This window comes from Bosea sp. Tri-49 (genome assembly GCF_003952665.1).
In the GTDB taxonomy this organism is placed as follows: Bacteria; Pseudomonadota; Alphaproteobacteria; order Rhizobiales; family Beijerinckiaceae; genus Allobosea.
On record NZ_CP017946.1, the window covers coordinates 1,147,015 to 1,169,202 of the forward strand.

The 22,188-nt window shown below is 66.0% G+C and carries 21 protein-coding genes; 15 read left to right on the top strand and 6 right to left on the bottom strand.

Annotated elements, in window-relative coordinates:
• Positions 1–11: 11 nt before the first annotated feature.
• On the bottom strand, positions 12–1,532 hold the full coding sequence (gene icmH, locus BLM15_RS05640) for a type IVB secretion system protein IcmH/DotU (protein ID WP_126111166.1): 1,521 nt from the start codon (positions 1,530–1,532) through the stop codon (positions 12–14).
• Complete coding sequence (gene tssK / locus BLM15_RS05645; RefSeq protein WP_126111168.1) at positions 1,529–2,866, bottom strand: type VI secretion system baseplate subunit TssK; 1,338 nt, start codon at positions 2,864–2,866, stop codon at positions 1,529–1,531. The genes icmH and tssK overlap by 4 nt, the downstream gene beginning before the upstream one ends.
• A gap of 203 nt (positions 2,867–3,069) precedes the next feature.
• Here tssK and BLM15_RS05650 point away from each other — a divergent pair, with 203 nt between their 5' ends.
• The 4 genes from BLM15_RS05650 (at position 3,070) to BLM15_RS05665 (ending at position 7,127) form a co-directional block, all read left to right on the top strand.
• Positions 3,070–3,456 carry a hypothetical protein gene (locus BLM15_RS05650; protein ID WP_126111170.1) on the top strand — a complete coding sequence of 129 codons (387 nt, stop codon included), beginning with the start codon at positions 3,070–3,072 and terminating at the stop codon, positions 3,454–3,456.
• 1 nt (position 3,457) lies between these two features.
• Positions 3,458–4,615: a PAAR domain-containing protein gene (locus tag BLM15_RS31800; protein ID WP_236846579.1), complete on the top strand. Its 1,158-nt coding sequence runs from the start codon at positions 3,458–3,460 to the stop codon at positions 4,613–4,615.
• Between the two features lies 1 nt (position 4,616).
• A complete protein-coding gene (locus BLM15_RS05660) occupies positions 4,617–5,402 on the top strand; it encodes a hypothetical protein (RefSeq protein ID WP_126111172.1) in 786 nt (261 codons plus the stop codon).
• 93 nt (positions 5,403–5,495) lie between these two features.
• On the top strand, positions 5,496–7,127 hold the full coding sequence (locus BLM15_RS05665; RefSeq protein ID WP_126111174.1) for a PAS-domain containing protein: 1,632 nt from the start codon (positions 5,496–5,498) through the stop codon (positions 7,125–7,127).
• An 11-nt stretch (positions 7,128–7,138) separates the two neighbouring features.
• Here BLM15_RS05665 and BLM15_RS05670 read toward each other — a convergent pair whose 3' ends face one another.
• Positions 7,139–8,044 (bottom strand): DMT family transporter, encoded by a 906-nt coding sequence (locus tag BLM15_RS05670; protein WP_164547403.1) that lies wholly within the window; start codon positions 8,042–8,044, stop codon positions 7,139–7,141.
• 470 nt (positions 8,045–8,514) lie between these two features.
• On the opposite strand from BLM15_RS05670, the gene dnaE reads away from it, so the two are divergent.
• The 3 genes from dnaE (at position 8,515) to pncA (ending at position 13,426) form a co-directional block, all read left to right on the top strand.
• Positions 8,515–11,979 (top strand): DNA polymerase III subunit alpha, encoded by a 3,465-nt coding sequence (gene dnaE, locus BLM15_RS05675; RefSeq protein ID WP_126111178.1) that lies wholly within the window; start codon positions 8,515–8,517, stop codon positions 11,977–11,979.
• Between the two features lie 87 nt (positions 11,980–12,066).
• A complete protein-coding gene (locus BLM15_RS05680) occupies positions 12,067–12,789 on the top strand; it encodes an FkbM family methyltransferase (protein ID WP_126111180.1) in 723 nt (240 codons plus the stop codon).
• 10 nt (positions 12,790–12,799) lie between these two features.
• Positions 12,800–13,426, top strand: coding sequence for a bifunctional nicotinamidase/pyrazinamidase (gene pncA, locus BLM15_RS05685; protein ID WP_126111182.1), 627 nt, complete (start codon positions 12,800–12,802; stop codon positions 13,424–13,426).
• Positions 13,427–13,433: 7 nt separating this feature from the next.
• Here pncA and BLM15_RS05690 read toward each other — a convergent pair whose 3' ends face one another.
• On the bottom strand, positions 13,434–14,603 hold the full coding sequence (locus BLM15_RS05690; protein ID WP_126111184.1) for a GGDEF domain-containing protein: 1,170 nt from the start codon (positions 14,601–14,603) through the stop codon (positions 13,434–13,436).
• Positions 14,604–14,711: 108 nt separating this feature from the next.
• The gene (locus BLM15_RS05695; RefSeq protein ID WP_126111186.1) at positions 14,712–15,098 is read right to left on the bottom strand and encodes a RidA family protein; all 387 of its coding nucleotides are present in this window, start codon (positions 15,096–15,098) and stop codon (positions 14,712–14,714) included.
• 309 nt (positions 15,099–15,407) lie between these two features.
• Here BLM15_RS05695 and BLM15_RS05700 point away from each other — a divergent pair, with 309 nt between their 5' ends.
• The 5 genes from BLM15_RS05700 (at position 15,408) to pyrH (ending at position 19,312) form a co-directional block, all read left to right on the top strand.
• Entirely contained in the window at positions 15,408–15,800 is a 393-nt protein-coding gene (locus BLM15_RS05700) for a pore-forming ESAT-6 family protein (protein WP_206438610.1), read from the top strand.
• 108 nt (positions 15,801–15,908) lie between these two features.
• Positions 15,909–16,220 carry a putative quinol monooxygenase gene (locus BLM15_RS05705; RefSeq protein ID WP_126111188.1) on the top strand — a complete coding sequence of 104 codons (312 nt, stop codon included), beginning with the start codon at positions 15,909–15,911 and terminating at the stop codon, positions 16,218–16,220.
• Positions 16,221–16,380: 160 nt separating this feature from the next.
• Complete coding sequence (locus BLM15_RS05710; RefSeq protein WP_126111190.1) at positions 16,381–17,391, top strand: 30S ribosomal protein S2; 1,011 nt, start codon at positions 16,381–16,383, stop codon at positions 17,389–17,391.
• A gap of 170 nt (positions 17,392–17,561) precedes the next feature.
• The gene (tsf, locus tag BLM15_RS05715; protein WP_126111192.1) at positions 17,562–18,485 is read left to right on the top strand and encodes a translation elongation factor Ts; all 924 of its coding nucleotides are present in this window, start codon (positions 17,562–17,564) and stop codon (positions 18,483–18,485) included.
• Positions 18,486–18,604: 119 nt separating this feature from the next.
• On the top strand, positions 18,605–19,312 hold the full coding sequence (pyrH, locus tag BLM15_RS05720; protein WP_126111194.1) for a UMP kinase: 708 nt from the start codon (positions 18,605–18,607) through the stop codon (positions 19,310–19,312).
• Positions 19,313–19,315: 3 nt separating this feature from the next.
• Here pyrH and BLM15_RS05725 read toward each other — a convergent pair whose 3' ends face one another.
• Positions 19,316–19,729: a VOC family protein gene (locus BLM15_RS05725; RefSeq protein WP_126111196.1), complete on the bottom strand. Its 414-nt coding sequence runs from the start codon at positions 19,727–19,729 to the stop codon at positions 19,316–19,318.
• Between the two features lie 246 nt (positions 19,730–19,975).
• On the opposite strand from BLM15_RS05725, the gene frr reads away from it, so the two are divergent.
• From frr to BLM15_RS05740, 3 genes are all read left to right on the top strand, one after another.
• Entirely contained in the window at positions 19,976–20,539 is a 564-nt protein-coding gene (gene frr, locus BLM15_RS05730; protein WP_126111198.1) for a ribosome recycling factor, read from the top strand.
• A gap of 65 nt (positions 20,540–20,604) precedes the next feature.
• Positions 20,605–21,366, top strand: coding sequence for an isoprenyl transferase (locus tag BLM15_RS05735; RefSeq protein WP_126111200.1), 762 nt, complete (start codon positions 20,605–20,607; stop codon positions 21,364–21,366).
• On the top strand, positions 21,363–22,181 hold the full coding sequence (locus BLM15_RS05740) for a phosphatidate cytidylyltransferase (RefSeq protein ID WP_126111202.1): 819 nt from the start codon (positions 21,363–21,365) through the stop codon (positions 22,179–22,181). The genes BLM15_RS05735 and BLM15_RS05740 overlap by 4 nt, the downstream gene beginning before the upstream one ends.
• Positions 22,182–22,188 lie beyond the last annotated feature (7 nt).

The window sequence follows — 22,188 nt, forward strand, 5'->3', positions numbered from 1 at the left end:
CGTCGCCCGTCCTAGCCGTTACGCTGGATCAGGATCTCGACGCGTCGGTTCTTAGCCTTGCCGGCTGCGGTTGCGTTGGTGTCGATCGGCGCATCCTGGCCCTTGCCTTCGGTGCTGATCCGATCTGGCTGCTTCAGCTTGCTTTTCAAGAGATCGCCGACCGCCACCGCGCGTGCCTTCGACAGTTCGAGATTGGACGGGAAGCGGGCGGTGCGGATGGGATCGGAATCGCTATGGCCGACGACCTTGATCGCGCCGCCCTCCTCGTTGAGTACGGCGGAGATACGCTCGATCAGCGGGCGGAACTCGTTGCGGACAACCGCCTGGCCGGGATCGAACAGGGTGATGTCCATCAGGCGCACGATGATCAGGTTCGGCGTGACCTGGCAGGTGATCGGCGGCTGCACAGTGGCGCAGACCTTGGGCTGCTGCGCTGGAGGCGGCAATGGCGGCGGCGGCCGGGCCGCGACCTTGCGGATGATCTCGATGTCGCCCTTGGGATGGACTGAGAGCAGGGCGGCGGCCGACGCTTCGGCATTGCCGCCGAGCAAAGCGCGGAAGATGAAATAGAGGCCAAGCACGGCGACCGCCGCCACGGCCGCGACCGACCAGACCGGTATCTTGAAGCGCGCCAGCCGCCCGACCAGAGCCTGCCCCTGCCAGCGCGGTGACAATTCCGGATCGGGCTGCTTCACGCGCCGCAGCGTCTCGAACAGGCTGCGCTGGATCATTTGCAGGTTGGCGGCGCCGCCAGCCGAGGTGCGGTGCACGCCCTCGAAGCCGAGCGCCAGGCAGGCATGCATCAGTTCGAGCAGGTCGTAATTGACGCTGGGGTCCCGCTTGGCGCGCTCGAGCTCCTCAAAGAAGCGCACGCCGCCGGTCCGCTCGCCGAAGAAGCGCGAGAGCATGCTGTACTGCGTCCAGACATGGCGCTCGTCGCCGGGGATGTTCTGGACGATGTCGTCGGCGAAGGCGCAGATGATGTATTTCGCCGTCCGCGTCTGCTCGGCGGTGAAGCCGGCGGCGCGGACCTCGTGGTCGAAGGCTTCGATCGTCTCGCCGACCTGCCCGATCATCTGCGTCGCTGGCGCGCTGGAGAGATTGGCACGCAGGCGCCCGAGCAGCAGTAGCAGTGGGCCGGCTGCCTTGAGCAGCGGATTGGTGTTCGGCGTGAGCATCTGCTCGCGCTTGGGCAGAGCCTGCGGCACGTAGCCTTGCGGTGGCTGCGGCGCGCTCGGCCGCGGTTGCGGCTGCGACATCCACTCTTCGCCGCCGGGAACGCCGGGCGAGGGGGCTCCTTGCGGGTATTGTGCGCCGCCCGAGGGCCCATAGGGCGAGGCCTGCGGCGGGTAGCCAGCGGGCTGCTGAGGTGGATAGGGCGCATTCGGCGGCGGATAAGGCTGGCCCTGAGGCGGATAGCCCGGCTGCTCGGGCGTCGGACGAGAGGGCGGCGGCACGCGCCGTCCGGCCGGGTTCGGCCGGATGAAGGTCCGGTCGGATCGGCCAAACGGGTCGGAGCCGTCGTTGCTCATCGCCTGCCCTCGAGCACGGCCCAGAGCTCCATTTCGAGATCGGGCCAGTCACCGGAGAAATGCATGCCGATCGAACTCGCCGTGCTGAACTCGGGCCAGAGCGGCGAGGTGCGGTCGAGATAGAAATAGACGTGGTCGGTCAGCGCCCGAATCTGGGGCGGCGGGGTCGGCAAATGAACGAGATTGATGCCCGGCAGGTGGGCATGGACGATCTCGTTCATCTTGGTGTTGGGACCGATCTTGAACAGATGCGGGAACTGGCTCTGGATCTCGGTGAGGGGCCTGCGCGCCGCGACTTCGAGGATCAGCGTCGCATTGCGCATCAGCGCGCGGTCGCGGATCGTCGACATGAACGCATTCTGCGCCCGCTCGACGATCTCGAGCCGGATGGCGCGGCGGCCGAGCTGGGCCGACAGGTAGTCCTGGATGTCGCGCACCACTGGGGTGAAGCAGCCTTCCAGGTCGTCATGGTCGTAGGCCGGGTAGTCGCGGGCGCGGCGTTCGGCGGTGGTGAAGGTGGCAAGCTCGCCGGCGATAGTGAGAAGCGTGATGAACAGGCGCTCCGGGTGGACGAAACGCGAGCCGCGCATGTGCTTCAGCACCGGGATGTGCCGGTTGAGCAATTGCAGGATGAAGTAATCGGCGCTCTGCAGGCCGCCGCCGGCGGTCGGGTCGGCGGCGTAGCGGGCGAGCTCCTCGAGCTTGTTGTCGATCCAGCCGATGACACGGTCCATCCAGCCGTCGACGACCGGATGGGCCGAGCAGAGCAGCACCGGCGGGGCGAACTTCTCGTCGAACAGGATGGCGCGGTCGCGCACCTCCAGCACGCGCCCGAGTGCCAGGCCGACATAGCCCGGCTTGCCGGTCTTGCGCAGCTCGAGGCCAAAGCGCGGATGAGCGATATCGATCTCCTCGTCGACCCGCAGCGAGGCGGTTGAATCGATCAGCATCTCGGTCGCGGGATAGAAGCGGCTGGCCGAGCCGTTCAGACTGTCCTCGACTTCGCGGGTATTGGAGGAGGCGAGCGGCAGCGAGAGCCAGGCGATCTGGCCGGCGGCGTTTTCCGGCACCTCGATGGCGGGTGGCAGCGGTGAATTGTCAGGCATGGCGAAGGGCGTGCCGTCCGGCATCACGCCGACGGCGCGCCTGAGCCCGATGCGGCTCTGCTGCGCCAGGTCGCGGTCGATCTCGAGCACCGAGAACCCCCACGGATAAGGCGTGACCTGCCGGACGCGATTCTCCAGCAGATTCTCGAGATAACGATCGTTCTGCTGCAGATGATGCGGCCGCAGGAACAAGCCTTCGGACCAGACGACCTTACTATACCACGACATCCGGTTCTCGCTATCTCAAGGCCTTCCAAGAACCATATACAGCTCGTTCCCGAGCGTCACCATGGCACGGCCGCCGATGCTTAAACCATTGCTGGTTTCTGAGCGTATTTCGCGGTGCGGCCCTGGCGAAATGGTCGCAAGCCGGCGCAGATGGATATAGGCTGAAGCATAGCCGACCAGCCGTCACCCAGCGGGGCAGCAGAATGACCCAGGACCAGGCACCGGATTACGATCGCAGCGGCCAGTTCCCGATCGACGAGGCTGGCTGGCAGGTCGCGCGCCTCGGCCGGATGCTCTATCCCGGCGGACCGCACGGGCTGCGCATCTGCGCGCCGGGCTATCCGCTGTTCCACGCTGGCTGGCGCTTCGCGCAGGCGAGCCGCGGCCCAGACAACCGCGTCGTCATCTCGCATATCGGCGCTCAGCCCGGCAGGTCAAAGCTTCCGCCGGTGCGCTTCGCCGCGGCCATGCTGGCGCGGGTGCAGGAGCATCTGCGCCTTTACGCCATGCTCAACGCCGAGAGCCTGTTCCGCGAGCGCATCACCGGTGTCGACTTCGTCGCCGAGGACACCCAGGTCGAGATCTTCTGAGATGCCAGGTCTCTCCCCCGCCGCAGCCCTGGCGAAGATCAAGCCGGGCGCCACCATGGACGAACTCAAGGCGCTGGCGCGCGAGGTATCGGCGCAGCCGGAGAGCGCCGACGTCATTCTCTATACCGGTGTTTCGGATGCGGCGCGCCGGGCTTGCCAGCAGAGCACCGGCTATTCGCTGATCGATGACACCGAGCGCGCCGAATTCCTCTCCAGCGAGGCGTTCATGTTGGCGGTGGCGCGGGCCGCCGGCATCGCCGAGCCCAACCCGGACCGGGCGATCGACAAGCTGAACGCCGGCGGGCGCCTGCCCGATACCGATCCGGACAAGGCGGCCGCCATTACCGCCAACGCTGCCATGTACGGCGTCGAAGGTGACGCGCCCGCATTGCAGAACTCGTTCTGGGGCGAGGCCTCGAAGGAATTCGCCGAGGGAGTCTCAGGTCACGTGGTCTTGCTGCTCGGGCGGGTCGCGGAGAAGGTGTTCTGGGCGGTCGAGCTGCCGGCGCTGCTCGCCGCCTCGGCTGCGGGAAAATTGCCGGCCTCGACGCTGAACGGGATTCCGGTTGACACGCTGCCGCCTGGCGTGAATGCGGCGATGGCGAAGGTCGCGCCATCCGGCCAGGCAAATGCGAAGGTGTTCTCCACACCGCCAGGGGGAGCGGGCCGTCCGGCCGCTCGCGTTCTCGACCCGGTGATCCACCCCCTGCCAGGAGTGCTGCAGCCGGGGCCGGGGAGCTTCAACGTGATCATCGGGGGCAAGTTCGCCTGGCGCGGCGTGCCGGCCGGCGCCGCGGCGGCGATCCAATCCGCCAAGGCGGTCTCCGACGCGGCGATCCAGGTTGCCGAGGCCGCGACGCTCGCGGCAGCGGGAACGCCGGGGGCGCCGGCCGCCAAGGTCGCAGAAGAAACCACGAAGGCAACCGCAGCCGCAAGCATGGGCTCGATGATCTCAGGTGCCGCCGGCGGCGCCGATATCCATATCTGCGCGACGCCGCTGCCGATTCCACCGCATGGGCCAGGCGTCGTCATCGACGGTTCGCAGACCGTGCTGGTCAATGGCTTGCCGCTTTGCCGCATGGGCGACACGATCATCGAGGCGGTCGGGCCGCCCAACAAGATCGCCATGGGCGAGCCCACCGTGCTGATCGGCGGCTGAGATGGGACGTCGTCGCTCTCCCGATCGCGCCGTTTCCGGCCAGGAGCGCTTCCGCCTGCTGCGGGTCCAGCGCTTTTCCTCCGATACCGAAAAGGCGATCTGGCACGGGCGTTCGCGCAATGCGCGCGTCGCCAAGGTGCTGGTCTATATGGCGGCGATCCGGATGCCGGGCCAGGGAGGGCTACCGCTGACGCCCAATCCGAGCGTGACCTGCAAGGGCGCCGAGCAGCAGTTTTTCAGTGCCTCCGGCGAGAACCAGGCCGCGCATCTGCTGCCGGGTCAGATCCTGATCGACAACACCTACCCCTGGCTCTTCCTGCAAGGCGAGCCGGCGCGCCTCCTGCAGAATGAATTCGCCTATGTCGACCCGATCCACGCCAACTACAACGCGACCGACAGGCTCGCGGAGCGCAACGGCATGGTCGACAGCTTCGCTGCCGCTTGCCGCGCCGTACTGACCGGCTCGGGCGAGCCTGAGCGCGACGTCTCGAATGCCTATCATCGCGTCTGGGTTACGGGGGCATTGGCGGCTATCGCTGCGGCAGAGCACGAATTGCGCTCCGAGCCGCCGCTGCCGCCGCCGCTGATCTACGGCGAGCCCGGTGGCGAGGATTACGGCATGATCCTCAATCTCGAGGAACGCGGCCAGGCGATGAATGACGAGGAGATTTGGAACAATTTCGAGCAGCTCAGCATGCTGGACTACTACCGCGCCGCCTTCGACGAGACGCCGTCCGAGATTGAGCCGCGTGCGATCATTGGAGTGCTCTCGAGCCTGGTCCGGTAGCTTCCCCCGCAAACTGCCGGCACCGCGGCTGCGAAACCCGACTTTAAGGAATTCGCGTGCAGCACTGGCCTCCTTCAACTGGAGGTCGCTGACATGGTGCAGCGCCGTATCCTCGATCGTCTGCGGGCCGTCAGCCTGCGCCATCAGGTCTATGCTGCGAGCTGCGCCTTCTTTGTCGTGATCTGCGCGCTGGTGGCGGTGGCGCTGCTATCCTTCCGACAGCAGGCGGAATACCAGGACAAGCTCAGCCTGTCGTCGCGTTCAGCCGCCTATGTCGAGCGGGCGAACGGCTTGATCTACGCCGTGGTGATGGAATCGCGCGGCATCTACATGTCGAGCGATTCCGCGACGGTGGCGCGCTACGGCGAAAACCTGCTGAAACGCAATCGCGACCTCGCCGATGTGGTCGAGGCCTGGGCGAAGATCGTCCGAAGCGACGATGCCGAGCTCTTTGCGGCGTTCAAGACGCGCATCGCCGAGTTCATCCGGTTCCGGGCCGAGCTGGTGCGCCGTGCCAATGTGATCGGCCAGGCAGCCGGCCGGGCATGGGGCGACAACGAGGCAAACCGCGCCACCAGGGCTGCCCTCAATGCCGATCTGGAAGCTCTCGGACGGATCTATGCGCGGCGAGCCGACGAGGTCGTCATCCTGAATCAGCGTGCCTGGTTCACCACCTGGCTCATCGTTCTGCTCGGCCTCGCGGCACTCGCTCTGGCTGCTTACGTTGGCGCGGTGATCCGCCGCTCGCTGATCGCCCCGTTGCACGAGATCACTGAAACCGCGGACCACATCGCGGCCGGTAAGGTCGTCGTCACCGTACCGCACAGCGAGCGTCTCGACGAAGTCGGCAAGCTTGGCCAGGCCGTGCAGCAGCTTCAGGACACGCTGATCCGCAACAAGGAATTGCGGACGCTCGAACGGACGAGCTCGCGGCAGCGCGACAATCTCGAAATTCAGCTCCAGGAGAACAAGCGCCATCTGCTGGCTGCGATCAACAGCATGATGCCGGGCCTGATGATGCTGGACCCGGAGGGCAAGGTCATCCTGATGAACGCGTCCTACCGGAAGATCTATCGGCTTCCGCAGGACATGCCGCAATCGGGCCTGACGATCCGCGATATCCTTCGGCGCCGGATCGAGATTGGCACCTTCGCCGGCGACGTCGAGAGCTATGTCGAGGCCATCCTTGCGCGGATCGAGCAGGGCAGGCCCGCCGTCAAACATGTCGACCTCAAGGACGGACGGGTCATCCGTATCGTCGAGCGGCCGATGACCGGCGGCGTCGGCTGGGTGTCGACGCATGAGGATTTCACCGAGCAGCGGCATCTGCAGCGCTCGCTTGAGCGCACCGAGCACTTGCTCGCCGCGATCATGGAGACCAGTCGCGTAGCCATCGTCGTCAAGGACGCGGCCACGCTCCGCTACATATTCGTCAACCACGCGGCAGAGGTTCTGTTCGGCGTCAGCCGCGCTGAGATGATCGGTCGGACGGCACGCGATGTCTTCGGTGCCGCGACCGCTGAGTGGATCGAGCGCGAGGATCGCCAGCTGCAGCGGGCGGATGCCGGTGCCACAATGACGGTGCGCGCGATCGAGACCCCCGGAAATGGCCGCCGCCTGATCGGCATCAGGCGCGTCCCGGTTGCGAGCGACGACGGTCAGTCGCACATGCTGCTGAGCCTGATCGAGGAGCAGGCCGAGCAGGCGACGGCGTCGGCCGGCTGAGGCGCGTTGCCTCAGCTCTCGCGGCGTGCGGGCGAAGCGGTTGCGACGATCAGCCCGGCGACCACGATCACGGCGATCCCGGCCCAGGTCATCGGCGAGGGCAGGTCGCCGAACACGATAAAGCCGAGCGCGGTCGCGCCGATCAGTTCGAGATAGACGAAGGGCGAGAGCGTCTGCACCTGCGCCAGGCGGAACGCGCTGATCGTCATCAGGTTGCTGAGCGTCGAGACGAGGCCCATCAGCAGGATCAGCAGCAGCCCTTCGCGCGTCGGCGTCGTCCATTGCAGCAGGGCGAAGGGCATCAGCATCGCGATGCCGAGCACGAGCTGGATCGTCAGCGTCGCCACCGGTGGCCGGTCCTGCGCGGTGGCGCGGGTCAGCACCAGATAGCAGGCTATGCAGAAGCCAGAAGCGAGCGCGATCAGCGTGCCGGTGCTGGTCTCGGTGCCCGGGCGCACGACGAGGATGGCGCCGACGAAGCCGAGGGCGACGGCGAGGAGCTTTCGACGGTCGAGCCGCTCGCGCAGCGCGATCGAGGCGAGCAGCGTCGCTGCGATCGGGGCAATGAAATAGGCGCCGAGTGCATCGGCCAGTGGAATCCGCACGATCGCCACGAAGTAGAGTGTCATCGCCGCGACGAGGAAGGCGGTACGCAGGATCTGCGACAGCCAGTACCGGCCTGAGGATGCCGAGGCCATCGCCGTCATGCGCCCGCGCTGGAGCAGGGCGACCGGGAGCACGAAGCCGAGCGCCGCGACATAGCGTATCCAGCTCAGGAAGACCGGAGAGTGAGTGCTGCTGAGATATTTGGCGATGGCGTCGGAGGTCGGGATGATCAGCATCGACACCGCCATCAGCACGACGCCGAGCGTCTCGTTGCGAAGCCGGGTGCGCGGCCGATCAGGGGAGGAGGTCATGCGGCCGACCCTTACATGATTCCGCATGACGGGCAGGTGTGCCGTTAACTCCTTTTCAGCTTCGGTAAATGCTCGTTAACCGCTTATGGCGGCTGCCGACCTCCAGTGCTCTCGTGACGTTGACGTGAACAAAGAGAAAACTAATATGAACATATAGAGAACATTGGAGATCGGACATGCTGGTTGCCCGCAAGCTGATGGCCGGAGCCGTGGAGTTCCTGGCGCTCGCGCTCTTCGTCGGAATGATCTGGGTCTGGGCGGCGCTTGCCTCGGGGCCGCACGTCTGACAGCCCTACGGACAGGGGCGGGGGAGGCTTTGGTGGCATGTCCACAGCCCCGTATCCCAGCCCGCTCGACCGGGATGGGGTGGCGCGCCATAACCGGTTCGGAGCATGCTCTTAGGATCAAGAATCGGCGCAGGTTCTTTCGCTCGGCCCACTGGCTGAACGGAAGGCGCGCCGGAGGGCGCGATGACCGACCGCAAAGACGACGCACTGGTTCAGGACGAGGTCGGCTTCGTCCACCTGCATGTCCATTCGAGCTATTCGCTGCTTGAGGGCGCGATCCAGGTCGGCACGCTCGCCAAGCTCGCAGCCGGCGATGGTCAGCCGGCCATGGCGCTGACCGACACCAACAATCTGTTTGGCGCGCTCGAATTCTCCGAGAAGCTGGCGAGCTCCGGCATCCAGCCGATCGCCGGCGTGCAGCTCTCCGTCGACTTCGCCGATGAGGACACGGGCGGACGCAAGCCGGTCCAGAGCGTGACGCCACATCTCGTCCTGCTGGCGACGAGCGAGGCCGGCTACAGCAATCTGATGAAGCTGGTGACGCAGGCCTGCCTGGTGGCCGGGGCCGGCGAGCCGGTCGCGGCGATCGACCATGTCGCCGAATGCGGCCATGATCTGATCGCGCTGACCGGCGGCTTCGGTGGGCCGCTCGACGCAGCCTTGCGTGCCGGACAGCCGGCCCAGGCGGCGGCACGGCTCGCGCGCCTGCGGGAGATTTTTGGCGATCGGCTCTATGTCGAGCTCCAGCGCCATGATCGCGAGGACGGAGCGGCGATCGAGGCCGGGCTGCTGCGGCTCGCCTATGACGCTGACCTGCCGATCGTCGCCACCAACGAGCCCTATTTCGGCAAGCCTGCCGATTTCGAGGCGCATGACGCGCTGCTTGCTGTCGCGGCCGGCAGGCTGGTCTCGGACAATGAGCGCCGGCGCGTCACGCCGGAGCATTATTTCGCCAGTCGCGCCGAGATGAAGCGCCGCTTCGCCGACCTGCCGGAAGCTCTGGCCTCGACCGTCGAGATCGCCCGGCGCTGCTCCTGGCGCGTCGGCCTGCGCAAGCCGATCCTGCCACGCTTCGGCGAGGAGGGGCGCGACGAGGCCGAGGAGCTGGAGAGCCAGGCGAAAGCAGGGCTCGAAGCACGGCTTGCCAAGCATGGGCCGGCTGCGGGCTTCACCGTCGAGGACTACGAAAAGCGGCTCGCCTTCGAGCTCTCAATTATCACCCGGATGAAATTCCCGGGCTATTTCCTCATTGTTGCCGACTTCATCAAATGGGCCAAGGATCACGACATTCCGGTCGGTCCCGGCCGCGGCTCCGGCGCGGGCTCGCTCGTCGCCTATGCCCTGACCATCACCGACGTCGACCCGCTGCGCTTCGGCCTGCTGTTCGAGCGCTTCCTCAACCCGGATCGCGTCTCGATGCCGGACTTCGACATCGACTTCTGCCAGTACCGGCGTGAAGAGGTGATCGAGTACGTCAAGCATCGCTATGGCGAGCAGCGGGTTGCCCAGATCATCACCTTCGGCACCCTGCAGGCGCGCGGCGTGCTGCGCGACGTCGGCCGCGTGCTGGAGATGCCTTACGGCCAGGTCGACAAGCTGACCAAGCTGGTGCCGCAGAACCCGGCCAAGCCGATCACCCTGCCGGAGGCGATCGCCGGCGAGCCCAAATTGCAGGAGGCGGCGGCGGAGGAGCCGGTCGTCGCGCGCCTGCTCGAGATCGCCCAGAAGCTGGAAGGGCTGCATCGCCACGCCTCGACCCACGCCGCCGGCGTCGTCATCGGCGACAGGCCGCTGGAGGAACTGGTCGCGCTCTCGGTCGACCCGCGCACCGGCATGCGAGTCACCCAGTTCAATATGAAGTGGGTCGAGCAGGCGGGACTGGTGAAGTTCGACTTCCTCGGCCTGAAGACGCTGACCACGCTGACCATCGCGGTCAAGCTGATCGCCCAGCGCGGCATCGAGGTCGATCTCGCCCAGCTGCCCTTCGATGATCCGAAGACCTACGAGATGCTGTCGCGCGGCGAGACGGTCGGCGTGTTCCAGGTGGAATCGGTCGGCATGCGTAAGGCGCTGGTCGAGATGAAGGCCGACCGGATCGAGGACCTGATCGCGCTGGTGGCGCTCTATCGCCCCGGCCCGATGGACAACATCCCGACCTATTGCCGCCGCAAGCTCGGGCTGGAGGAGCCGACCTATCTCCATCCCGGCATGGAGCCGTTCCTGTCGGAGACGCACGGCATCATCGTCTACCAGGAACAGGTGATGCAGGTCGCGCAGGCGCTGTCGGGCTATTCGCTCGGCGAAGCCGACCTGCTGCGCCGCGCCATGGGCAAGAAGATCAAGGCCGAGATGGACGCCCAGCGCGACCGTTTCGTGAAGGGAGCGATTGCGGCTGGCCTGAAGAAGGATCTGGCTTCCGAGATCTTCGATCTGCTGGCGAAGTTTGCCGACTACGGCTTCAACAAGAGCCATGCGGCGGCCTATGCCGTCGTCGCGTTCCAGACCGCCTATCTCAAGGCGAACTACCCTGTAGAATTCCTCGCCGCGTCGATGACGCTCGACATCGGCAATACCGACAAGCTCTCGGAATTCCGTCGTGATGCGGAACGGCTCGGCATCAAGGTCGAGCGCCCCTCGATCAACCGTTCCGGCGTCGATTTCGATGTCGCCGACGGGGCGATCCGATATGCGCTTGGCGCGATCAAGGGCGTCGGCCGGGCGGCGGTCGAATCGATCGTCGTGGCGCGCGCCAAGGAAGGCCCGTTCCGTGACCTCGCCGATTTCGCCCGCAGGATCGATACGCGCCTGGTCAACCGGCGCACGATCGAGGCGCTGATCTCGGCCGGCGCGCTCGACGAGATCGAGCCGGAGCGCGCCAGGGCGATGGTTGCGGTCGATGGCATGCTCGCGCTCTCGAACCGCGTCCGCGACGAAGCGGCCGCCGGACAGCTCGACATGCTTGGTGGTGGGGAGGCGGAGGCCTTCCGCATCCCGCCCTTCGAGCCCTGGGCGCCGGCCGAGCGGCTGCAGCGCGAGCACGATGCGGTCGGCTTCTTCCTGTCAGGTCACCCGCTCGACGATTACGAGCATGTGCTCAAGCGCCTGCGGGTGCAGAGCTATGCTGATTTCGCCCGCAATGTCCGCGCCAGCGGCACCTCGATCGCCAAGGTCGCCGCCTCCGTCATCGACAGGTCGGAACGCCGGACCAAGTCCGGCAACAAGATGGGCATCGTGCAGCTGTCCGATCCCAGCGGCCAGTTCGAAGCGATCCTGTTCTCGGAAGGCCTGCAGCGCTATCGCGAGCTGCTCGAGCCCGGTGCGGCGCTGGTGCTGCGGCTCTCGGCCGTGCTCGACGGCGAGGAGGTCCGCCCGCGCATCGAGGATTGCGAACGGCTCGACGATCTCGCCAACCGGCAGAAGCAGGATCTCTGCATTTTCCTGCGCGACGACAAGGCGCTGTCCTCGATCGCCGAGCGGGTCAAGCCACGCGACGGTGTCCGCGCCGCAGGCAAGATCTCGCTGGTGATGATCCTCGACGATGGCGCCCAGGAGGTCGAGATCGAATTGCCGGGACGCTATCCGGTCAACCAGCAGGTCGCCAATGCGGTGCGTGCCGCGCCCGGTGTGGTGAATGTCGAACTGCGCTGACGAGCGTCGTCAGTCCCCAGCCTTGCGCTACCGGCGATCGAGGCTTCAGAGTGCGCGCAGATAACGGTGGCGTCCGGGGGGACTTGAATGAAGCAGTATGTTGCGCGCATCCCGATGAGCCTTGCCGTGCCCGAGGCGATGCATTGGGCGATCAAGGACGTGCTCGAAGGCGAGTACGAAGCCGGCTTCGACGGTATCGGTCTCGACATCCTCGACATCGGCGCCAATGTCGGTTCGTTCGCGCTCTGGGCGAGCGCGCGCTGGCCCGGCAGCATGGTCACCTCCTATGAGCCGCATCCGGGGACCTTCGCGCTGCTGCAGCAGAATACCCGGCTGCGTCGCGACATCGTCACGGTGAACGCCGCCCTGTTCCCCGGTGGTCAGAAAACGGCGACCTTCCTCAGCCGCTTTGCCGGCGATGGCGAGTCGGGCCTCGCCTCCTATGCCGGCGACACCTTCGTGGCCGGAGCGATGGTCGAGCGTTACGAAGTCGCGGTTGTCGATCCGGCGAGCCTACCCTCGGCCGACATCATCAAGATCGACATCGAGGGCGGTGAGGGAGACGTGCTCGATCATCTCGATCTGTCGAAGACCTCGCTGGTGCTGCTCGAATACCAGAACCGCAAGAACCGCCAGCAATTGGAGGCACGCCTTAAAGCTGATTTCGAACTGATCGACACGGTCGAGCACATCTGGGACCCGCTGCTCGAACAGCGCTGCTACCGGCCCGATCTCGCCGGCGACGTCTATGGCCGCATGTTCGCCGCGCGCAGGGGCATCACGCGGATGACGCGCACCGCCGCGGTGTGAGGGAAAACCTGTGATCGACGCCCAGACCGCGCTGATCGTCGTCGACGTCCAGAACGATTTCTGTCCCGGCGGCAGCCTGGCGGTTGCTGGCGGCGACGAGATCGTCCCGCTCGTCAACGAGCTCGGACGACGCTTCGCCACGGCCGTGCTGACGCAGGACTGGCACCCGGCCGGGCATTCATCGTTCGCGTCGAGCCATCCCGGTCACAAGCCCTTCGAGACGGTGGCGATGCCCTACGGGACGCAGGTGCTCTGGCCGGACCATTGCGTGCAGGGCAGCGCGGGCGCGGCCTTTCATCCGGGGCTCGACCTTGCCATGGCGCAGGCGGTGATCCGCAAGGGTTGCCGACGCGAGGTCGACAGCTATTCCGGCTTCGTCGAGGCCGACCGCACCACGCCGACCGGGCTCGGCGGCTATCTTAGGGAGCGCGCGATCGCCCGCGTCGTGGTGGTCGGCCTCGCCACCGATTTCTGCGTGAACTGGACGGCACAGGATGCGGCCCGCCACGGTTTCGAGACCATTGTCGTCGAGGAAGCCTGCCGCGCCATCGACCTCGACGGTTCGCTCGATCGCGCCTGGGCGGAGATGGCGGCGCTCGGCGTGAGGCGGGCAGGGCTCGCCGATCTGAGCGGGTAAAATCCCTTCACCGCGCCAGAGCGCGCATCTGCACCTGGACTCGATCGCGGCCGAGGCGCTTCGAGCGATAGAGAGCCTCGTCCGCCTGCTCCAGCAGCGTCTCTAGCTCATCGCTGGCAGCATCGCCCTCGGCGACCCCGATGCTGAGCGTCGGTAGCAGGAGGGGAGCCCCGTCCCAATCGACAAGCATCCGCGCGAAGGCGGTCCGGATTCGGTTAGCGATACGCACCGCGCCCTTGGTCGGCATATGCGGGAGGAGGGCGACGAACTCGTCGCCGCCATGGCGCGCCAGGATGTCGCTGGCGCGCAGTTCGGTACGGGCGGCTTCGGCGAAGAGCTGCAGGATACGATCGCCCGCGGCATGGCCATGCGTGTCGTTCAGGCTCTTGAAGTGGTCGATGTCGACCAGCAGCAGGGTCAGCCGGCCCGGGCGCTTGCCCGCATCCGCCGCGATCCGTGCCATGGCACGTTCCAGGCCGCTGCGGTTCATCGCGCCGGTGAGAGGATCGTGCTGGGCGATTGTGATCAGCCTGTTGCGGCTGCGCTCGGCGGCGAGCAGGAGCAATGCACCGCTCCTAAGGAGCACGAAGGCGGTGCCGGTCGCCGCGAGCCACGGATTGGCGTTATCGGCAGGAAACAGTTCGGCGCCGAGCTCTCCGGTCACGGCGAGCCAGGCGCGGAACGCAAACAAGATCGCGGTTGGCGCGAACAGGGCGGCCAGGATCGCGCCGGCAACCAGCCGTTCGCGTCGCCACAGAAGCAGGCCCTCCCGGACCAGGAGCGCGTCGCAGGCCATGACCAGGACGGAGACGAGGACGACGCGCCTGACGAAGCCTTCGGGCTCGCTCCACAGGAACAACGGGATGGCGGCGGCTGCGACGGCCAAGGCGTAGAGCGGCAGGCGTGCCGGCCGCCCGGCAAAGCTCCTCACCCCGAACAAGACGAAAAGATAGCCGATCCAGCTGACAGTGTTGGCGAGCGGGATCGAAATGATGTCCGGGATGATGTCCCGCAGCCCAACGCCAATCAGGCCGATACCGATCAGCAGATTGCTCAGTCCCCACCAGAGCGGCCAGCGCTCGAAGCGGCCAGTCGCGTAGGCGGCGAGCTGGACGAAGCCGAGAATCAAGGCGGTGATCGCACCCGCCAGGTAGATTGTCCTCAGATCGAGCAACACGCCACGCCATCCAAGTCGACTCGCGCGACCTGCTAGCAGATCGGCGTGAATGCTTTGACAACGAGATGTCAGGCATCGGCCGCGGTGCAGCGTCGGGCTGCCTCCGCCTCAGGCGGCGGCGATCACCTCGATCTCGACGAGCCAGTCTTCGCGCAGGGTCTGGACGACGATTGCGGTGGTCGGGATCGCGCGGCCGCCGAGAGCGGCGAGACGAGCGTTCTGATTGGCTTCGACGAAGCTGGCATCGCGCAGATAGCTGGTCAGGCGCACGATGTTGTCGACACTCATGCTCGCCGAGGCGAGGATCGCGCGCAGGTTGTTCCAGATCAGCGTGAGCTGTTCATCGAGGGTCGCACCAGGCTTTCCGGCCTCGTCGAGCCCCATCGTGCCGCTGACGAAGAGCAGCCGCTGCGGCGCGACCACCTCCATCGCGTGAGCGTAATCCGAGGTTGCCGGGTAGATGCCGCGGCTCGGATTGTGGGCGATCATCTGCATGGTTTCCTCCTCGCCGTCGTTGGGCTGAACGTTGTCTGGTGAGGGAGTGTTATGGCTGGAGGAGGTTCCTGCAGTAGCGGAAAAGCGAAAGCCGCACGAAATACAGATGGCATTCCGCTTCGGCCGTCTGTGCGGCGGGGAGGTGGCGTTTTCGGCGAAACGGTATCAGGCCTTCACAAGGACGGCCCGCTTTCGCAGCGCGCGCGAATCGTCTTGTCGCGTCCTTGTCGCACCCGGCAGGAAGGCTATTCTGGTGCTGGGGAAGCGGGGCTTGCATCTGCGGATGCGTTCAACTTGAAAGAGATTGATATGCTGCTTTCCTTCAAGCGTTTCAGCGCGCTCGCCGCTTTTGCGGCCCTGTCCAGCGGCCAGGCTTTTGCCCAGAGTCAGGCCGATCAGCTCGCGATGGCCTACCAGGCCGGTCGCAACCAGCTCGGAATCCTGAGCTATTGCGCCGAGAAAGGCCATGTCGGCGCCGATGTCGTCGCGATCCAGGCCAAGGTACTGGCGCTGATTCCGCCGCCGGCCGACAAGAGCGCCGGCGATACCGCAGAAGCCGCCGGCAAGAAGGGCACGATCGCGATGATGGGCGTGACCCAGGATCTCGAGACGATCGCCAAGGCGCAGGGCGGCACCGTCGCGACCTATTGCAAGCAGATCGGCGACGTCGTGCTGAAGGCTGCCGCGTCGCTGCCCAAGTGAGCTTAGCAACGGCCGCTCCTGCCAGCTTTCGGCAGAGCACGGCTTGACCTCAACCACGATCGAGGTCGTATCGACCCGGCTCCCGCATCTGCATTGAAGGAGCCGGGCATGCCCGACCATCCGATCGTCAACATCAGCGTCATCACGCCGAAGCCTGAATGCTTCGCCGAGTTCATGAACTTGCAGCTCGCCCAGCACCATGCCTTGCGCGGCAAGGTCGATGGGTTGGTCGGCGGGCGATTGTTCCGTTCCCGCGAGGATCGCGACGTGGTGCTAGTGACGATGTTCGAATCCGAGGACGCGGCCCTGCGCTTCAGCCGCGACGAGCGTTTCACCAGCCATCTGGCACGCGTGCGCCCGCTGCTGGAACGCGCCGTGCCCGGCGCCTATGACGTGGCTTATGAGGTCGGCTCGCTCTGACGAGCTGACCTGAAGTCTTGCATTCCGGCGCCACGGCGTGTAAGGCGCGCCCTATCCCACATGGGGAGCATCACCTCGACACCGAGGCGTTCCGGTGACTGGTCAGCTTATGGCCGGCTCATTCGCTCCCCAGAGGCTCAACCGGAAGGACAAGAATACCATGGCTCTGCCAGATTTCTCCATGCGTCAGCTGCTCGAGGCCGGCGCCCATTTCGGCCACCAGTCGCATCGCTGGAACCCGAAGATGTCGCCGTTCATCTACGGGACGCGCAACAACATCCACATCCTCGACCTGTCGCAGTCGGTGCCGATGCTGTCGCGCGCCCTGCAGGCGGTCAGCGACACCGTTGCTCGCGGCGGCCGCGTCCTCTTCGTCGGCACCAAGCGCCAGGCGCAGGACGCCATCGCCGATGCCGCCAAGCGCTCGGCTCAGTACTATGTCAACTCCCGCTGGCTCGGCGGCATGCTGACCAACTGGAAGACCATCTCGGCTTCGATCCAGCGCCTGCGCAAGGTTGACGAGCTGCTGAGCGGCGCCAGCACCGGCCTGACCAAGAAGGAGCGCCTGATGCTGGCGCGTGAGCGCGACAAGCTCGAGAAGGCGCTCGGCGGCATCAAGGACATGGGCGGCACGCCCGACATGATCTTCGTGATCGACACCAACAAGGAAGCGCTCGCGATCAAGGAGGCCCAGCGCCTCGGCATCCCGGTCGCGGCCATCATCGACTCCAACAGCGATCCGGATGGCATCACCTTCCCGGTTCCGGCCAATGACGATGCCGGCCGCGCCATCCAGCTCTATTGCGATCTCGTTGCGCGTTCGGCCATCGACGGCATCTCGCGCGCCTCGGGCGACCATGGCGTCGACCTCGGTGCTGCCGAGACCCCGATCGTCGAGACGGCGATTGCCGAGCCGGCGGCTGCCGAAGGCCAGGCTCAGGCTTTCGAGTTGCTGACCGGACCGCGTGGTGCACCGGACGACTTCATGAAGCTCTCGGGCATGGGTCCGGAGATCGTGCAGAAGCTCAACGATGGCGGCATCTTCCACTTCTGGCAGCTCGCTGCCATGACGCCGGCAGAGGTCACCAAGATCGATCATGACCTGAAGCTCGCCGGCCGCATCGAGCGTGACGGCTGGGTTGCCCAGGCGCGCGATCTCGCCGACGCCTGATCTCCCGATTGCGACGCGTCATCGGCGTATCGCACTTCGATACCTGACTAAAGCCGAAGCAGCGCCGACGACCGGAAACGGAGCGTCGGCGTTTGCCAATCCAGGCTTCGATTTTTCGACAGTGCGGTACGCCACCGGGCGAACGCCGCAAGACAGCAAGGACGACGCAAATGGCTGCGATCACCGCCGGCATGGTGAAAGAACTCCGCGACAAGACCGGCGCGGGCATGATGGACTGCAAGACCGCGCTGTCGGCCACCGACGGCAACATGGAAGCCGCTATCGACTGGCTGCGCGCCAAGGGCCTGTCCAAGGCCGCCAAGAAGGCCGGCCGCGTCGCCGCCGAAGGCCTCGTCGCCGTTGCCGTGCGCGGCCATAGCGGCGTCGTCGTCGAGGTCAACTCCGAGACCGACTTCGTCGCCCGCAATCTCGAGTTCCAGGCTCTGGCCCGCACCATCGCCGATGTCGCGCTCGAGCGCGGCGGCGATGTCGAGGCGCTGGCCGCCCATCACTATCCGGGCGGCGGCACGGTCGCCGACGCGATCGCCAACGCCATCGCCACGATCGGCGAGAACATGACGCTGCGCCGCGTCGGCTCGGTTTCCGTCTCGGCCGGCGTGATCGGTTCCTATGTCCACGGCGCGGTCGCCGACGGGCTCGGCAAGATCGGCGTCATCGTCGGCCTGGAGACTGCCGGCAAGGGCGATGAGCTCACAGCGCTTGGCCGTCAGCTCGCCATGCACATCGCCGCGACCAACCCGGTGGCGCTCGACCTGGCTTCGGTCGATCCGGCGGTGCTGGAGCGCGAGAAGGCGATCCTGGCCGAGAAGAATGCCGGCAAGCCCGAGCACGTCCTCGCCAAGATCGTCGAGAGCGGGATGAAGAGCTACGCCAAGGAGTACTGCCTGCTCGAGCAGGGCTATATCCATGACGGCTCGAAGTCGGTCTCCCAGGTGCTGAAGGGGGCTGAAGGCAAGGTCGGCGGTCCGATCAAGCTCACCGGCTTCGCCCGCTTCGCGCTCGGCGAGGGCATCCAGAAGGAAGAGACCGACTTCGCCGCCGAAGTCGCGGCCGCTGGCGGCACGACGGGCTGACAAGCTCGTTGATAGAGATGAGAAAGGCCGCGCCTGGCGCGGCCTTTTTTGTAAGTAGGAAAGACCGGCCTGCCGATTCGGCTGCTGCCGGAGCATGGCGCAGGAAATGGAGAGCCCCGATGAGACCTAAACGTGTTCTCGTGAAGCTCTCCGGCGAAGCCCTTGCAGGAACTGCAGGAAACGGCCTCGACGGCGCTACGCTGACAGCGCTCGCTGCCGACATTGCCCATGCCTCGCACGAGGGCGTCGAGATCGGCATCGTCGTCGGCGGCGGCAACTTCTTCCGCGGTGTGCAAGGCCTCAACAAAGGCCTCGACCGGACAACGGCCGATTCGATCGGCATGCTTGGCACGGTGATGAACGCGCTCGCACTAGAGCATTCTATCGAGGCGGCCGGCGCCCCGGCGCGCGCCATGTCGGCAGTACCGATGCCCTCGCTCTGCGAGAGCTATGCGCGCAAGCGGGCGCTCGACCATCTCAGCCACGGCAAGGTCGTCATTCTCGGCGGCGGCACCGGCAACCCCTATTTCACTACCGATACCGGCGCAGCGCTGCGTGCGGCCGAGCTCGACTGCAGCCATCTGCTCAAGGCAACGCAGGTCGATGGCGTCTACTCGGCCGATCCGAAAAAGGATCCACACGCGACCCGCTACGACACGCTGACCCATGAGGACGCGATCAGGCGCGATCTCAAGGTGATGGACACCGCCGCCTTCGCGCTGGCGCGCGATGCGGGCCTGACCATCGTGGTCTTCTCGATCGCGGAAAAGGGTGCGCTCGCGGCCGTGCTGCGCGGCGAGGGCAGGGCGACCTACGTCACGCCCTGACAGTCAGTAATTCGGCCAGTTGCCGGGCGTCATGATCTCCAGCAGGTGACCGTCGGGATCGCGGAAATAGATGCTGGTGCCGCCGCGATTCCAGGCCATCCGCCCCTCGATCGATACGCCCTGCTGCTCCAGCTGCGCTTCCCACGCGGCCAGTTCGTCGGCATCGACGGCGAAGCAAATGTGAAGCGGACCGTGGCCGTCATGCGGCGGGATGCTGCCGCGCTCCGAGGTCTGGGGTTCCACCGACGCGCCGCGCTGGAATAGCAGCAGGACGTTCTGCCCGCCGATGTCGTAGGCGAACAGCGTTCTGGTCCTGAGCATGGAGTTGAGGCCGAGCGTTCCCTCATAGAACTCCGCCGCGCGGTCGAGATCGTCGACATAGAGCGCGGTTTCGACGATGCGGTTCAGCCGGGGCATGCGAATCTCCTGGCGACGGCGGCCGTTCGCATGGCCGCAAGATTGACCTAGGCATTGCTCCGGGTCTTGGCCAGCGCAGCAGCCGGTCTATTGACCGTGTGCAAGCGGTCGAGATCCGATTCCCCTTGCAGACCTGCCGGGGAAAATGCTGTTGACGCATAAATCCTTGACCATGGGGCGGGTGCTCGCCATGGTCGCGCGCATTTCCAGCTCTATCCAGCTGGTTTCGACAAGGTTTTGAAGACGATGGCCCAAATCACTTTCGATCTCGCCGCCCTCAACCGCCGCATGGACGGCGGCGTGCAGAAGTTCAAGAGCGACTTGGCTTCGCTTCGCACCGGCCGCGCCTCGGCCAATGTGCTCGATCCGATCACGGTCGAGGCCTATGGCGCGCGCACGCCGCTGAGCCAGCTCGCCACCGTCAGCGTGCCCGAGCCGCGCCTGCTCTCGGTCCAGGTCTGGGACCGCAGCATGGTCCAGGCGGTCGAGAAGGCGATCCGCGAATCCGATCTCGGCCTCAATCCCCAGACCGAGGGGCAGGTGCTGCGCATCCGCATTCCGGAGCTCAACGAGCAGCGCCGCAAGGAGATGGTCAAGGTCGCGCACAAATATGCCGAAGACGCCAAAGTGGCCGTCCGGCATGTGCGCCGCGACGGCATGGACCTGATCAAGAAGCTGGAGAAGGACGGGCATATGCCCAAGGACGACGTCACCAAGCAGACCGATCTGGTCCAGAAGGCGACGGACAAGCATATCGGCGAGATCGATCAGGCTCTCGCCAACAAGGAAAAGGAAATCCTGCACGTCTGAGTGCGTGGCGCGGTGCCGTCCTGTATCATCGACGCATGGGCTGTCGCCCTGAAGAGGCATTCTAAATGTCAGATGGCCCGCGCCCGGCAGCGCCTGATCCGGCCCCCGCTCATGTCGCGATCATCATGGATGGGAATGGCCGCTGGGCGCAGATGCGTGGCCTGCCGCGCCAGGAGGGACACCGGCGCGGCCTCGAAGCCTTGCGGCGCACGGTCCGTAACGCAGCCGATCTCGGCATCCGGGTCCTGACGCTCTATTCGTTCTCGACCGAGAACTGGCGCCGGCCGATGGCCGAGGTCTCCTTCCTGCTGGGGCTACTGCGCCGGTTCGTCGAGAACGATCTCGCCGAATTGAACGAGGCGGGCGTACGCGTGCGCATCATCGGCAGTCGCGAGGATCTGGCTCCCGACCTGCGTGCCCTGGTCGAGCGCGCCGAGACCATGACGCAAGGCAATGTCGGATTGACCCTGGTCGTCGCCTTCAACTACGGCTCGCGCGACGAGATCACACGCATGGCGTGCAATCTTGCGCGGGACGTCGCGGCCGGTCGGCTCATGCCCGAGGCGGTCGATGAGGAGATGCTGGCGTCGCGTCTCGATACCGCCTCACTGCCGGATCCCGATCTGGTGATCCGCACCTCCGGCGAGACCCGCATCTCGAACTTCCTGCTCTGGCAGGCGGCCTATGCCGAATTCGTGTTCACGCCGGTGCTCTGGCCGGATTTCGATCGCAAGGCACTCGAGGAGGCGTTGGCCGAATTCCATCGCCGCGAGCGCCGCTATGGCGGCGTCGGCCAGCCGGCCGAAGCCAAGGTAGGGGTCGCGTGAATGAGACGGGCCCAAGAGCGGGCGCATCCGAGCTTCGCCTGCGGGTCATCTCGGCGCTGGTGCTTGCCGTGGTCATCCTCGGCGTCACTTTGCTCGGAGGCTGGCCCTTCCGCCTGATCTGGACGATCGTCGCCGGCGTCGTTGCCTATGAATGGCTCGCAATGGTCAGCCGCGGGAACGCGGTCGCCGGTGGGATCGGAGTCGGCCTCGCTGGACTCGCACTCGGCTTCCTGCCGGTGAGTGGTGCAGCGCTCGCGGGCGTCGCGGCGTTCGCTGGCCTGATCGGCGCGGTCGTGACGACCCAGGCCGCCAACCAGCGCCTGCTCGAAGCTTGCGGTGTCGCCTACGCGCTCTGCTTTGCGCTGGTAACCCCGACGCTGCGCGATGCGCCCGAAATCGGGCTCGCTTTGATCATCTGGACTTTCGCGGTGGTCTGGTTCACCGACATCGCCGCCTATTTCACCGGCCGGGCACTGGGCGGGCCGAAGCTGCTGCCGCGCGTCAGCCCGAAGAAGACCTGGTCGGGCGCGCTCGGCGGTGCCTTGGCTGGAACCCTGTGCGGCACCGCCGTTTGGGCGTTCTTCTTCCCGGGGCTGCCATCGGGTCTCTGGCCGGTGCTGGCCGTCTCGCTCGCCGCCTCGACGGCAAGTCAGGCGGGTGACCTGTTCGAATCGTCGATCAAGCGGCGTTTCGGCGCCAAGGATTCAAGCCATCTGATTCCCGGCCATGGCGGTTTCCTCGATCGGCTCGACGGCTATTGGGCCGTGCTAGTCTTCGCTGGCCTGCTGCTTTATCTGGCGCGCTTGGGACACTGATCATCCG